The 12313-nt window shown below is 61.4% G+C and carries 15 protein-coding genes; 7 read left to right on the top strand and 8 right to left on the bottom strand.

Going from position 1 to position 12313, the window contains the following annotated elements:
* The first annotated feature begins 16 nt into the window (after positions 1-16).
* Positions 17-385, top strand: coding sequence for a DUF2237 domain-containing protein (locus U1A24_RS17500; RefSeq protein ID WP_322323270.1), 369 nt, complete (start codon positions 17-19; stop codon positions 383-385).
* Here the strand turns inward: U1A24_RS17500 and U1A24_RS17495 are convergent.
* From U1A24_RS17495 to U1A24_RS17465, 7 genes are all read right to left on the bottom strand, one after another.
* A complete protein-coding gene (locus U1A24_RS17495) occupies positions 370-891 on the bottom strand; it encodes a helix-turn-helix transcriptional regulator (protein WP_322323269.1) in 522 nt (173 codons plus the stop codon). The genes U1A24_RS17500 and U1A24_RS17495 overlap by 16 nt on opposite strands.
* 61 nt (positions 892-952) lie before the next feature.
* A complete protein-coding gene (locus tag U1A24_RS17490; protein WP_322323268.1) occupies positions 953-1435 on the bottom strand; it encodes a hypothetical protein in 483 nt (160 codons plus the stop codon).
* Between the two features lie 120 nt (positions 1436-1555).
* Complete coding sequence (locus U1A24_RS17485) at positions 1556-2071, bottom strand: PepSY domain-containing protein (RefSeq protein ID WP_322323267.1); 516 nt, start codon at positions 2069-2071, stop codon at positions 1556-1558.
* 280 nt (positions 2072-2351) lie between these two features.
* A complete protein-coding gene (gene trpB / locus U1A24_RS17480; RefSeq protein ID WP_322323266.1) occupies positions 2352-3581 on the bottom strand; it encodes a tryptophan synthase subunit beta in 1230 nt (409 codons plus the stop codon).
* A gap of 131 nt (positions 3582-3712) precedes the next feature.
* Positions 3713-4159, bottom strand: coding sequence for a GNAT family N-acetyltransferase (locus tag U1A24_RS17475; protein ID WP_322323265.1), 447 nt, complete (start codon positions 4157-4159; stop codon positions 3713-3715).
* Complete coding sequence (locus U1A24_RS17470) at positions 4150-5211, bottom strand: quinone-dependent dihydroorotate dehydrogenase (protein ID WP_322323264.1); 1062 nt, start codon at positions 5209-5211, stop codon at positions 4150-4152. The genes U1A24_RS17475 and U1A24_RS17470 overlap by 10 nt, the downstream gene beginning before the upstream one ends.
* Positions 5208-5546: a DUF952 domain-containing protein gene (locus U1A24_RS17465; RefSeq protein WP_304924618.1), complete on the bottom strand. Its 339-nt coding sequence runs from the start codon at positions 5544-5546 to the stop codon at positions 5208-5210. The genes U1A24_RS17470 and U1A24_RS17465 overlap by 4 nt, the downstream gene beginning before the upstream one ends.
* A 108-nt stretch (positions 5547-5654) precedes the next feature.
* Here U1A24_RS17465 and U1A24_RS17460 point away from each other — a divergent pair, with 108 nt between their 5' ends.
* Both U1A24_RS17460 and U1A24_RS17455 read left to right on the top strand, forming a co-directional pair.
* Positions 5655-7202, top strand: a complete 1548-nt coding sequence (locus U1A24_RS17460) for a bifunctional UDP-sugar hydrolase/5'-nucleotidase (protein WP_322323263.1) — start codon at positions 5655-5657, stop codon at positions 7200-7202.
* Positions 7203-7324: 122 nt separating this feature from the next.
* Positions 7325-7867 (top strand): fasciclin domain-containing protein, encoded by a 543-nt coding sequence (locus tag U1A24_RS17455; protein ID WP_322323262.1) that lies wholly within the window; start codon positions 7325-7327, stop codon positions 7865-7867.
* Between the two features lie 227 nt (positions 7868-8094).
* Here the strand turns inward: U1A24_RS17455 and irrA are convergent, their stop codons facing one another.
* Complete coding sequence (irrA, locus tag U1A24_RS17450; RefSeq protein ID WP_322323261.1) at positions 8095-8511, bottom strand: iron response transcriptional regulator IrrA; 417 nt, start codon at positions 8509-8511, stop codon at positions 8095-8097.
* A 183-nt stretch (positions 8512-8694) separates the two neighbouring features.
* Between irrA and fabA the strand changes: the two genes are divergently transcribed.
* The 4 genes from fabA (at position 8695) to U1A24_RS17430 (ending at position 12094) form a co-directional block, all read left to right on the top strand.
* A complete protein-coding gene (gene fabA, locus U1A24_RS17445; protein ID WP_322323260.1) occupies positions 8695-9204 on the top strand; it encodes a bifunctional 3-hydroxydecanoyl-ACP dehydratase/trans-2-decenoyl-ACP isomerase in 510 nt (169 codons plus the stop codon).
* A gap of 61 nt (positions 9205-9265) precedes the next feature.
* Positions 9266-10495 (top strand): beta-ketoacyl-ACP synthase I, encoded by a 1230-nt coding sequence (fabB, locus tag U1A24_RS17440; RefSeq protein WP_322323259.1) that lies wholly within the window; start codon positions 9266-9268, stop codon positions 10493-10495.
* A gap of 24 nt (positions 10496-10519) precedes the next feature.
* Positions 10520-11308 (top strand): enoyl-ACP reductase FabI, encoded by a 789-nt coding sequence (locus tag U1A24_RS17435; RefSeq protein WP_322323258.1) that lies wholly within the window; start codon positions 10520-10522, stop codon positions 11306-11308.
* A gap of 6 nt (positions 11309-11314) precedes the next feature.
* Entirely contained in the window at positions 11315-12094 is a 780-nt protein-coding gene (locus U1A24_RS17430) for a site-2 protease family protein (RefSeq protein ID WP_322323257.1), read from the top strand.
* Positions 12095-12313 lie beyond the last annotated feature (219 nt).

The following is a 12313-nucleotide window of genomic DNA, read 5'->3' as shown; positions in this document are numbered from 1 at the left end:
CCCAAAAGGAGACCCGATGCGCGCCCCCTCCCTCAACGTGCTTGGCACCGAGCTGGAAAGCTGCTCGACCGCCCCCGTCACCGGGTTTTTCCGCGATGGTTGCTGCAACACCGGACCGATGGATCAGGGCCTGCACACCGTCTGCGCCCTAATGACTGCCGAATTTCTGGCCTATTCCAAATACTTGGGCAACGACCTTTCTACCCCGCGCCCCGAATACGGCTTCGCGGGCCTGAAACACGGCGATCACTGGTGCCTGTGCGCGGGCCGCTTCCTGCAAGCGCATGAGGAAGGCGTCGCCCCCAGAATCCGGCTGAAATCGACGCATCAGCGCACGCTGGATGTGGTGTCACTGCAAATCCTGCTGGACTACGCGGCAGACTGAGACACCGGCAACCGCAACGTGCCATCCTCATCGCGCATCAGATCTTCGATGAACAAAGACAACAGCTGCGAGCGCCCGCTGACCCCCGCCTTGCGATAAATCGCATTGGTCTGCGCCTTAACTGTGCCCTCTGATGTGTTGCGCAGCCCCGCGATCTCACCCGTTGTCATGCCCTTGATCGCGAACAGCGCCACATCCTTTTCCGCCGGCGTCAGCCCCCATTCGGCAAAGCGCTCTTCCAGCAGCCCCATGAACGCACCCGAGGCCCGCCGCAGCCGCGTCTCAGCGGTGCGACGGTCAACAATCGCCCGCCGCACCAGAATCGCCCCCAGCACCCCGCCGATGATCAACCCAATCGCCGCCCATATCTCCAGGATCTCGCGCAGCTCCCACGGCAGCGGCGTGGTGGTGATGCCGATGAAAGACGACAGAATATCCGACACGAAAAAAATCGCGCAAGCCGCCTGCAACAGAAAGATCGCAAAGACGAAAGCCGGATGTCTCACTTACGCTCCAAATTTCTCACGATAAATCATTCTGCACGGCCCCTGTATCAAGCCGCACGCCTCAGTCGTCGTCGCCACCGCTGCCCGAACCGCTGTTATCAGAATCGCCATGATCCGAGCCGCCATGGTCATCCGATCCGTCATCGCCCGAGTCATCATGGCCCGAGTTGTCATCATCTGAGTCATCATCATCCGAGTCGTCATTGTCGTCCGACCCATCATCCCCCGAACTGCCTTTGCCCGAATTATCACCACCCGCAATCTGCGGCACCACCTGACCATTCGCCGCCAGCAAGACATCGCGCAAAATCTCGCCGGTGCGCGGGTTCAGGATGATCTCGCGCGACCTCCCCCCGCGTGCAGCGACAATCCGCACCCGCCCCAGCAGCGTGCGCTCGACATTGATCTTCCGGTAGCCCTGTTTGCGCAGTTGCGCCACCACGGCAGTTTCATAACCGTCGGCCAATGCAGCGCCCGCCGCCAAGACAGAACTCGCGCCAGCAAGACCGCCAGCGCACAGGCGTAGAAACGATCTGCGGTCCATCCATCGTCCTTTGGGGGCCAAACTGCCCCGTCTGTGATACAGTATCACCGATGCCAAGCACCCCGACAAGGCTGACGTCAAAGCGGACGCCAAAGCCGAAGCGCTTGGCCTCATGGCAGCTTAATCGTCAGAGCTGTCGCCGCGGTCGCTGTCATGGCCGCTGCCATCATGACCGCTATCATCATGGTCGCTATCATCATGGTCGCTGCCGCCGTGATCATCGCCCGAGTCATGATCATCGCCATCATCCGAGCCGCTGTGATCGGAATCGCTGTCATCCGATCCATCGTCGTCCGACGAATCATCATCCATGCCGTCATGATCGTCATTGTCGTCGGTGAAATCGTCATCATCCGTCGAAATCTCAACGCCGCTGCCCCCGACGGTCGTGCCCACCGTCTCGGTCTCGCGCTTCACTTCGGCACCGCTGGCTTTGTCATAGACGACCTCCAGCTTCACGCCATCCTTAACCGCCTCAACCTTGATCTGAGTCGGGCCTTCCTTGACCTCGATATGGGTATAGGCCGCGTCCTGATAGGTGCGCACCACGTCCTGCACGGTGATCGCAGCCTGCGCCGTGCTGGCCCAAAGGCCAAACAAGGCGGTGATCATCAGGGGTTTTGCTGTCAGTTTCATCGGGTTTCCTTTGTGCTGTCATATGAATGCGCGCCAAATGCGGCGACGAGATCAGCGATGACAGGCCCGGCCCCACCAAGCTATGGGAGCAGAGTTTATACCCCACCACCTCGGCCCAGAGTTTGCGGCGCTAAGCCCCCAGTTTAGGCCAAATAGCCGCAAGTTTAAGACCTTGGTCCGAAGCTCTACGGCCAAAGTCTGATCATCGCGCGCCAAACAACCCAGCAAAAAGCCGCGCGACCTTGCGGCGGCGCGGCTTATCTCTGCGATCTGCCCCGACTCAGATCTTCATGTCAAAGCCAAGGTGCTTGGCGACGGTGAAAATATCCTTGTCGCCACGCCCACACATATTCATCACGATGATATGCTCGGGTGGCAGCGTCGGCGCGATCTTCATCACATGCGCAAGGGCATGCGAAGGCTCCAGCGCCGGAATAATCCCCTCCAGCTTGCAGCACAGCTGAAACGCCTCCAACGCCTCGGCATCGGTGATGCTGACATATTGCGCCCGGCCCATGTCGTGCAGCCAAGAATGCTCTGGCCCGATGCCCGGATAATCCAGACCCGCGCTGATCGAGAAGCCTTCCAAAATCTGCCCGTCATTGTCCTGCAACAGATAGGTCCGGTTGCCATGCAACACGCCGGGGCGACCGCCGGTCAAGCTGGCGCAATGCTGCATCCGATCATCCACACCCTTGCCGCCGGCTTCCACGCCAATGATATTGACGCTCGGATCGTCGAGGAACGGAAAGAACAGCCCCATCGCGTTCGAGCCACCGCCAATCGCCGCCACCACGGTATCAGGCAGACGGCCCTCGCCTTCTTGCTCCGCCAACTGCCAGCGCACTTCCTTGCCGATGATGCTTTGGAAATCGCGCACCATCGCTGGATAGGGATGCGGCCCCGCCACCGTGCCGATACAATAGAAGGTGTCGCGCACGTTGGTCACCCAATCGCGCAACGCATCGTTCATCGCATCCTTCAGCGTACCGCGACCGCTGGTGACCGGAATAACCTCCGCCCCCAACAGCCGCATCCGAAACACGTTCGGCGCTTGGCGTTCCACATCATGCGCGCCCATATAGACCACGCATTGCAGCCCGAACTTCGCGCAAACCGTCGCGGTCGCCACGCCATGCTGGCCAGCGCCGGTCTCGGCAATAATCCGGGTTTTCCCCATCCGCCGCGCCAGAATAATCTGCCCCAGCACATTGTTGATCTTATGCGCGCCGGTGTGGTTCAGCTCGTCGCGCTTCATGTAGACCTTCGCACCGCCCAGATGTTCGGTCAGCCGTGGCGCATAATACAGCGGCGAGGGCCGCCCAACATAATGCTTCCACAGATCATCCATCTCCGCCCAGAACGTCGGGTCGGTCTTGGCAAATTCGTAGCGTTCTTCCAGATCAAGGATCAGCGGCATCAGAGTTTCCGACACAAACCGCCCGCCGAACTTGCCGAAACGGCCCTGCTCGTCCGGCCCGGTCATAAAGCTGTTGATGCCGTCTTCCATCGCTGATCTCCCCTGTGTTGCACAGGGTGTAGCGCTGTTGGATGCCGGGGAAAAGGGGGCTGTCGGCCCCCCATAGGGTTTGGCCCGCCAAACCCCAGCCCCCCGAGGATATTTGAGCGCAGAGGATGGACTTAGAGGCTCTTTTTGTAGCCGATATGGCTGGGCGTGTAGCCCAAGCGATCATAAAACCCATGCGCCCGCAGTCGGGTCTTGTCGGTGGTCAGTTGGATCACCGATGCCCCCGCCGCACGCGCACGCATCTCGCATTCCGCCATCAAAGCCTCGCCAATCTTTTGCCCGCGCAAATCAGCCACCACCCGCACCGCTTCCACCAAGGCCCGCTTGGCCCCTTGCCGCGACAGGCCCGCGAGAATGGTCAACTGGCAGGTCGCCACAATCCGCCCGCCAACCTCGCCCACAATCACCTGATGCATCGGATTGGCCGCGATCTCATCAAACGCCGCCAGATAGGGTGCAATATCACCACTTTCCCGCGCCTGCCCCAACGGATCATCCGCCAGCATCGCGACCAATGCCGCAACATCCGCGCGGGTGGCATCGCGAAAGCTTACAGCCATTGCGCGCGCCCCTTGCCCACCGCCTCGGCCACGTTCGCATAACCCTCGCGCTCCAACAGCGCATCCAAGCCCCGCGCGATCTTTGCCGCGAGCGAAATCCCCTGATACACCATCGCCGTGTAGAACTGCACCGCCGAGGCCCCGACAAGGATCTTCACAAACGCCTCCTCAGCGCTGGCAATGCCGCCGACCCCGATCAGCGGCAGCTTGCCATCGGTCAAAACCGAAAGCTGCGCCACCACCCGTGTAGACTTTTCAAACAATGGCGCCCCAGAAAGCCCGCCGATTTCACCTTTGCTTGAACTTACCAAACCTTCTCGCGACAAAGTTGTATTCGTCGCGATGATCCCCGCCACCCCCGATGCCAGCGCAACCTCGGCAATCTCGGCCAACTCATCATCCGTCAAATCCGGCGCGATCTTCAGGAATACCGGGATCGGCTGCGCCAACTCTGCCCGTGTCTGCATCACCCCGGCGAGCAAAGCCGACAACGCCGCCCGCCCCTGCAGATCCCGCAGCTTTTCGGTGTTCGGCGAACTCACATTCACCGTCGCAAAGTCCACATGCGGCCCACACACCGCCAGAACCCGCGCAAAATCCAACGCCTTATCACCTGAATCCTTGTTCGCCCCAAGGTTCAGCCCGACCGGCACCGCCCCCCGCACCCGAGCCGAAAGCCGCGCCCCAATCGCCTCGGCCCCCTCATTGTTAAAGCCAAACCGGTTGATCGCCGCCCGATCCTCGGTCAGCCGAAACAAACGTGGCTGCGGATTGCCCGGTTGCGGGCGCGGCGTCGCAGCCCCGACCTCGACAAAACCGAACCCCGCGCGTGACAAAGGCCCAACAACCGTCGCGTTCTTGTCAAACCCCGCCGCCAACCCCACCGGATTGGGCAAATCCAACCCCGCCACTGTTGTCCGCAGCCGATCCGACGAGATCACCCCCGGCAACGGCACCAGCCCCGCCGCCAACGCCTTCAACGACAACCCATGCGCGCGCTCGGGGTCAAACCGATGCAGAACCGCCAGCCCCAACGCCTCAATCACGCTCAAAACACGCCCTCCGGGAAGATATGCCCCGCCGCGCCCAAGGGCAGCGATTTGTCCCACACCACATCCGCCAGAACCAGATGCCGATAGAGATGCGGAAACAGCGCCCCGCCGCGCGAGGCCTCCCATTTCAGCGCCGCCCCCAGCCGATCGGCATCGCAAGCCACCAACACCAGATCGGACAGATCGGCAAAATACTTCGCCGCCGTTTCCGCCAGTTGCGGGGCCGCTGAGAAATGCACAAAGCCGTCCGCCAGATCGACAGGTGCCCCCGCCGTCTGACCCGCCGCCCGGAAAGCGTCCCATTCGACGCGCAGGAATATCTTGTATATCAGCATGACCGCCTCATGCCCTGTGCCAAGCTTTCGGTCAAGCATCTGTCATCAGCGCGTCACCGCCAAGCGCAATTGCTCGGCAATCCGGGCTTTGACAGACTCAGGCTCAGGTTGCAGTGTACCCGCATCAACCCCGAAGTGGAGATCGCCATGCCTTTGTCGCAAAGCATCCGTGCCGCCCTGTTGTCCGCCACCGCCTTGATGCCGCTCAGCGCAAGCGCCGAAACCGTGAAACTCACCCTCTTGGGTGTCGGCGATGTCTATAACTTCACCGAGGAAGATGGCCGCGGCGGCTTTGCCCGCCTGAACGCCGTGGCCCGGGCCGAGCGCGCCGCCAACCCCAACACGCTCTATCTGTTTGACGGCGATATGCTGTCGCCATCGCTGCTGTCGGGCTTTGACAAAGGCCAAAACACCATTGATCTGACCAATATCGTGCCCTTCGATCTGGCCGTTCCCGGCAACCACGAATTCGACTTTGGCCCGGCGAACTTTCTCGAAAAGGTCAAAGCCTCGAAATACCCATGGGCCGCGATCAACATCACCAATGCCGATGGCTCTGCCTTGGAAGGCGTCGGCGGCGTGATGGTCAAGGAAGTCGCAGGTCTGAAGGTCGCGCTGATCCCGGTGGCGCAAGACACCACGCCATCCGTCGCCTCGACCGAGGATCTGGTCTTCCTGCCCACGGTTGAGACCGCTATTGAAGCCGCGAAAGCCGCCCGTGACGAAGGCGCGGATATCGTGGTCGCCGTGGTGCAGACCGATATGGACAACGACCGCAAACTGTTAAGATCGCACGCTTTCGATGTGATCCTGTCGGGAGATGATCATTCCTACGCCACTGCCTACGATGGCATCACCGCCTATGTGGAAACCTCGCTCGATGGCCAGTTCCTGTCGCCCATCGACCTCAACGTCGAAATCGGTGAGGCTGACGGCAAGCGCACCATCTCTTGGACCCCGGCCTTCCGTTTCATCGACACCGCCACCGTGCAGCCCGATCCTGAAACCCAGGCCTTGGTCGACAAGCTTGCCGCTGGCCTTGATGAAACCCTGAATGTCGAAATCGGCAGCACCGAAACCCCGCTCGATTCACGCCGCAACGTGGTGCGCGCCGAGGAAGCCGCGATGGGCAACCTGATCGCCGATGCGATGCGCGATGCCACCGGGGCGGATGTGGCAATCATGAACGGCGGCGGCATCCGGGCTGATCGCACCTATGACGCAGGCAGCAAACTGACCCGCCGCGACATCCTGACCGAACTGCCCTTTGGCAACGTCACCGTGCTGACCGAAATTCCCGGCAGCCAACTGCTTGGCACGCTGGAAAATGCCGTGTCGCAGGTCGAAAAAGGCGCAGGGCGGTTCGCGCAGGTCTCTGGCGTGACCTTCAGCTACGACGCCTCTGCCGAACCCGGATCGCGTGTGTCCGAGGTGATGGTGGGCGGCGCGGCGCTGAACCCTGATGCGCTCTACAAGGTCGCGGTCAACGACTTCATCCTTGGCGGTGGCGATGGCTACAGCAGCCTTGGCGGTGGCCGTCTGATCACCGACACCGGGGCGGGCAATCTCGTCGCCACCGATGTGATGCGCTATGTCGAAAAGCTCGGCACCGTGAAACCCGTGGTCGAGGGCCGCATCAAGAAGCTTGGCCAGTAAGATCGGGGCAATACTGATCACGAAAGCGTGAACAAACGGGGCGGCTGAAACTTCCAGACCCGCCGCCCCGTTTCCTTTTCATACGGCACGGACTCAACCGGCCGATTGAAAGGGAAGCTGTTATGAAAACCTCTGCTCTCGTCCTTGCCTTCGCACTGATCACTGGCCCCGCACTTGCGGAAAACCCGATGGTCGGCGGTGCCGCGATGTTTGAAAACAAGAACATCATCGAGAACGCGGTGAACTCGAAAGACCACACCACGCTGGTCGCCGCTGTGAAAGCCGCAGGTCTGGTCGACGCCCTGCAAGGGGCTGGCCCGTTCACCGTCTTCGCCCCGGTCAATGACGCCTTTGCCGCCCTGCCCGCTGGCACCGTTGACACGCTTCTGAAGCCGGAAAACAAGGACATGTTGACGAAGATCCTCACCGCGCATGTCGTGGCAGGCAAGTTCACCACCGCCGATATGGCCCGCAAAGCCAAAGCCTCGAAAGACGGCTATTTCAACATGGTCACCCTGTCGGGCGATAACCTGTCCGCCAAGATGAAGGGCGGCAGCCTCTATATTTTCGACGAATCCGGCAAAGCTGGCAAAGTCACCATCTCGGATGTTGAGCAGTCAAACGGTGTGATCCAGGTGGTCAACAAGGTCTTGCTGCCGAAGTAAGGCCAAGGGTTTTAGGCTGGCGTGTGTTTCGATTTTTGCTGGCCTCTGGGCGCGGTCTGTCCCTTGCAGATCGCGCCTTTTTTCAGTCAAACCGCCCGCTGCGCCAGATCCCAGCGGAGACAAGCGGCGGCACGCCGCGCAGGCGACCTGAAAACGATGCGGCTCTTGCCGCGCAATTTGAAAACCGTTGGTGGCGCGATCAGGCTGACAAGATCAACCGAGCCAGATCAAGCCCGCTTCAGCCGGATCACCACATCAACCCGGCTCACCGCCATGCCGTCCGGTGCCTCTGGCAAGCCCGCAATCACCAGCTCATCGGCGGGCGCATCGGTCAAAGCGTGGCTGTCTTCCCAATAGAAATGCGGATGATCATCCAGCCGCGTGTCGAAATAACTGCGCGCGCCGTCCACCACGACCTCGTTCAGCAGCCCCGCCTCACAAAACGCCCGCAGCGTGTTGTAGACCGTCGCCAAACTGACCTTCGCACCCGAGGCCCCGACCGCCGCATACAGGCTTTCCGCCGTGACATGCCGGTTCATGCCATCGCCCACCAACAGCCCCGCCAAAGCCAACCGCTGCCGCGTCGGGCGCAATCCGCCCCGCGCAAGCCATGTCGTGCTGCGTTGTTGTTCGCTGTAACTCATGCGCCACTTTCCAAGCCGGACCCAAGCCCGGCGCCTCTTTCTCCCTATATAGAGTAGAAAACCGGTGCTTTTCAAACGAAAACCCCAAACGCGCCGCTGCAACCCCGCCGCCCCACACTTGTTCGCCTTCCCGCTGGGTGTTACATGGGGAAAACGGCCAACCACTGGGGGGATTTCGAGGGCATGAGCGGTTTTCCAACTTCGTTCGACAAGGACGACCTGCTGAAATGTGCGCGCGGCGAATTGTTCGGCCCCGGCAACGCACAACTGCCCGCGCCGCCAATGCTGATGATGGACCGGATCACCGACATCTCCGGTGATCGTGGCGAACATGGCAAGGGCCATGTCGTCGCTGAATTCGACATCACGCCCGACCTGTGGTTTTTTGAGTGCCACTTCCCCGGCAACCCGATCATGCCCGGCTGCCTTGGCCTTGATGGCCTCTGGCAGCTGACCGGCTTCAACCTCGGCTGGCGCGGCTGGCAGGGGCGTGGCTATGCGCTTGGCGTCGGCGAAGTTAAGCTGACCGGCATGGTCCGGCCTGACCGCAAGCGCCTGACCTATTATGTTGATTTCACCAAGGCCATCCAGACCCGCCGCCTGACCATGGGCGTGGCCGATGGCCGGGTCGAGGCCGATGGCGAAACCATCTACCTTGTCAAAGACATGAAAGTTGCCCTGTCAGAGAATTAATCTGACAAAACTGGCCCGCAGATCCGTCTGACGCGCCTACTGCAAGAAAAAGGAGACCGCCATGCGTCGCGTCGTCATCACCGGGATCGGCATCATTTCCCCCATCGGCAACAACGCCACCGAGGTCGAAGCCTCTCTGCGCGCGGGCAAATCCGGCATCGTCTTCGCGCCGGAATATGCCGAGCATGGCTTCCGCAGCCAAGTCCACGGCATGCCGCAGATCGACCTTGCCGCCCATATCGACAAACGCGACATGCGCTTCATGGGTCCGGGGGCCGCCTATAACTTCCTCGCCATGCAGCAGGCCATCGAAGACTCCGGTCTGGAACCAAGCGACGTGTCAAACGAACGTTCCGGTCTGATCATGGGCTCGGGTGGCCCGTCGACCTCAAACTTCTTCCAAGCCTTTGATGCGGTGATCAACAAGGGCGCGCCGAAGAAAATGGGCCCGTTCATGGTCACCCGCTGCATGTCCTCGACCAACTCCGCCTGCCTCGCCACCCCGTTCAAGATCAAGGGCGTGAACTATTCGATCACCTCGGCCTGCTCGACTTCTGCCCATTGCATCGGCAACGGGGTGGAACTGATCCAGATGGGCAAGCAAGACGTGGTGTTCGCAGGCGGCGGCGAAGAACTCGACTGGACCCTGTCTTGCCTGTTCGACGCGATGGGCGCGATGAGCAGCAAGTATAACGACACCCCCGAAACCGCCTCGCGCACCTATGACGCCACCCGTGACGGCTTTGTCATCGCAGGCGGCGGCGGCGTTGTCGTGCTGGAGGAACTCTCGCACGCCCTCGCCCGTGGTGCGAAAATCTACGGCGAAGTCACCGGCTACGGCGCCACGTCCGACGGCTACGACATGGTTGCCCCCTCCGGCGAAGGCGGCGAACGCTCGATGAAACTCGCCGTCGCCACTCTGCCCGAAGGCCGCTCGGTCGATTACATCAACTCGCACGGCACCTCGACCGTGGTGGGCGACATCACCGAAATGGACGCCATCCGCCGCGTTTTCGGCAAAGGCACCACCCCGCCCGTCGCCTCGACCAAATCCCTCACCGGCCATTCGCTTGGTGCCACCGGCGTGCACGAAGCGATCTACAGCCTGCTGATGATGAACGGAGATTTCATCGCCGCCTCTGCCAACATCACCACCCTAGACCCCGCGCTCGACCCATCCGAAATCGTGATGACCCTGCGCGAAAACGTCAAACTCGACTCCGTCCTGTCGAACTCTTTCGGCTTCGGCGGCACCAACGCGACCCTGCTGATGAGCAAATATCTGGCCTAATCCGCCACTAACAGGAGTGCCAGTATGGCTGATCTGATGAAGGGCAAGCGCGGGCTTGTCATGGGCGTGGCGAACGAACGTTCCATCGCCTGGGGCATCGCCAAAGCGCTGGCCGCTGAGGGGGCCGAACTGGCATTTTCCTACCAAGGCGACGCCTTCGGCAAACGCCTCGCCCCGCTTGCCGCCACCGTTGGCAGCGAGTTGATGGTCGATGTTGACGTGACCAACGACGAAAGCTTGGACACCTGCTTCGCGACGCTGAAAGACACCTGGGGCACGATGGATTTCCTAGTCCACGCCATTGCCTTCTCGGATAAAAACGAACTCACTGGCCGCTTCATCAACACCAGCCGCGAGAATTTCAAAAACTCGCTGTGCATTTCCTGCTTTAGCTTCATCGACGTGGCGCGCCGCGCCTCCGAGCTGATGCCGAACGGCGGCAGCCTGATCACCCTGACCTATGGCGGCTCGAACCGCGTGACGCCGAATTACAACGTCATGGGCGTCGCCAAAGCCGCACTCGAATCCGCCACCCGCTACCTTGCGAATGACCTCGGCCCGCAGCAAATCCGCGTCAACGCGATCTCCCCCGGTCCGATGAAAACCCTAGCAGGGGCCGCGATTGGCGGTGCCCGCGCCACCTTCCGCCATACCGAAGCCAACGCCCCGATGCGCTCCAACGCCACGCTGGAAGCCATCGGCGGCACCGCCGTCTACCTGTGCTCCGACTTCGGCGCTTGCACCAGCGGCGAGATCATCCACGTCGATTCGGGCTATCATGTGCTGGGCATGCCGCAGCAGGAAAACCTGTAACGCCAAGTGCCTGCCCTCATCCTCTCCCTCGGCCTGATCGCCGTCACGGGCCTCGCCCTGCGCGGCGGTTTTGCGGGCGCAGGCTGGAACCGTGTCGGCTTTGATGTCAACGCCGCAGGCCTTTCCGCCGTGGCTGTGGCAGCGGCGGTCTGGTTTTTCGGCTGGCAATATGGTGCGGCCTTCATCATCGCCATCATGATCCACGAGATCGGCCATGTCGCGGCCTTCCGGGTCTGCGGCCACAAAGACGCGCAGTTCCGGCTGATCCCTTTGTTCGGCGGCGTCGCCGTATCCCGCAGTCTGCCCGCGAGCCATGACAAAGACCTGTTCATCAGCCTGATGGGCCCCGCGATCTGCCTCGGCCCGATGGCCCTGTGCTTTGCCCTGGCCAACCTGATCTTCCTGCAAGCCCCGGCGGTGGCAAGCTTTCTCTACATCCAAGGCCTCGTCCTCGGAGGCCTCAACCTGTTCAACCTGCTGCCGTTCTGGCCCTTGGACGGCGGCAAGATCGTGCGGCTGCTGACTTACACCTTCTTCCCCAAAGCCACCCGCGCGATGTCGATCCTGATGTCCGCCGCAGCCGCCGCGCTATGTGTGGCGACAGGCTCTTACATCCTGCTGTTCTTCGTGCTGCTCGGTTGGCAAGGCCTGATCCAGTCCGAACAACTGATCGAAATCCAACGCCCGATGCGCAAATCCACCGCATGGATTGCCCTCGCGGCCTATCTCTGCACCGCAGGCGCACTTTACTTGGGTGCCGCGCAATTCGTGCAAAGCCTGTTTTAAGCGACGAGAAGGCAATTCGATTTCGCGCGACACAGGGCCGCGCCCGACCTCGGGATGGCGCACAGAGGCCAGTTCTAGGCGCTTTATGCCTCAACTCCTCCCACAGAATTTCTGCTGGCACCGTTGCAAACGCGCCCTCCCGGCGGGAGGTCGGGCGCGGCCCGGCGGGCTTCGCCCTTGATTCCGGGCAAGGCAAACGACCGCAGCGCAATCGTTAAT

Source organism: Cypionkella sp., assembly GCF_034376685.1.
In the GTDB taxonomy this organism is placed as follows: Bacteria; Pseudomonadota; Alphaproteobacteria; order Rhodobacterales; family Rhodobacteraceae; genus Cypionkella.
Note: the sequence above shows the minus strand (reverse complement) of the source record. Positions and strands in the feature narration are given on the sequence as shown.

What these genes read in the sequence shown, in the direction of transcription:
- U1A24_RS17500 (WP_322323270.1), top strand. Translation starts at nt 17, where the DNA reads ATGCGCGCCCCCTCCCTCAACGTGCTTGGCACCGAGCTGGAAAGCTGC.
- U1A24_RS17490 (WP_322323268.1), bottom strand. Translation starts at nt 1,435, where the DNA reads ATGGACCGCAGATCGTTTCTACGCCTGTGCGCTGGCGGTCTTGCTGGC.
- U1A24_RS17485 (WP_322323267.1), bottom strand. Translation starts at nt 2,071, where the DNA reads ATGAAACTGACAGCAAAACCCCTGATGATCACCGCCTTGTTTGGCCTT.
- trpB (WP_322323266.1), bottom strand. Translation starts at nt 3,581, where the DNA reads ATGGAAGACGGCATCAACAGCTTTATGACCGGGCCGGACGAGCAGGGC.
- U1A24_RS17475 (WP_322323265.1), bottom strand. Translation starts at nt 4,159, where the DNA reads ATGGCTGTAAGCTTTCGCGATGCCACCCGCGCGGATGTTGCGGCATTG.
- U1A24_RS17465 (WP_304924618.1), bottom strand. Translation starts at nt 5,546, where the DNA reads ATGCTGATATACAAGATATTCCTGCGCGTCGAATGGGACGCTTTCCGG.
- U1A24_RS17455 (WP_322323262.1), top strand. Translation starts at nt 7,325, where the DNA reads ATGAAAACCTCTGCTCTCGTCCTTGCCTTCGCACTGATCACTGGCCCC.
- irrA (WP_322323261.1), bottom strand. Translation starts at nt 8,511, where the DNA reads ATGAGTTACAGCGAACAACAACGCAGCACGACATGGCTTGCGCGGGGC.
- fabA (WP_322323260.1), top strand. Translation starts at nt 8,695, where the DNA reads ATGAGCGGTTTTCCAACTTCGTTCGACAAGGACGACCTGCTGAAATGT.
- fabB (WP_322323259.1), top strand. Translation starts at nt 9,266, where the DNA reads ATGCGTCGCGTCGTCATCACCGGGATCGGCATCATTTCCCCCATCGGC.
- U1A24_RS17435 (WP_322323258.1), top strand. Translation starts at nt 10,520, where the DNA reads ATGGCTGATCTGATGAAGGGCAAGCGCGGGCTTGTCATGGGCGTGGCG.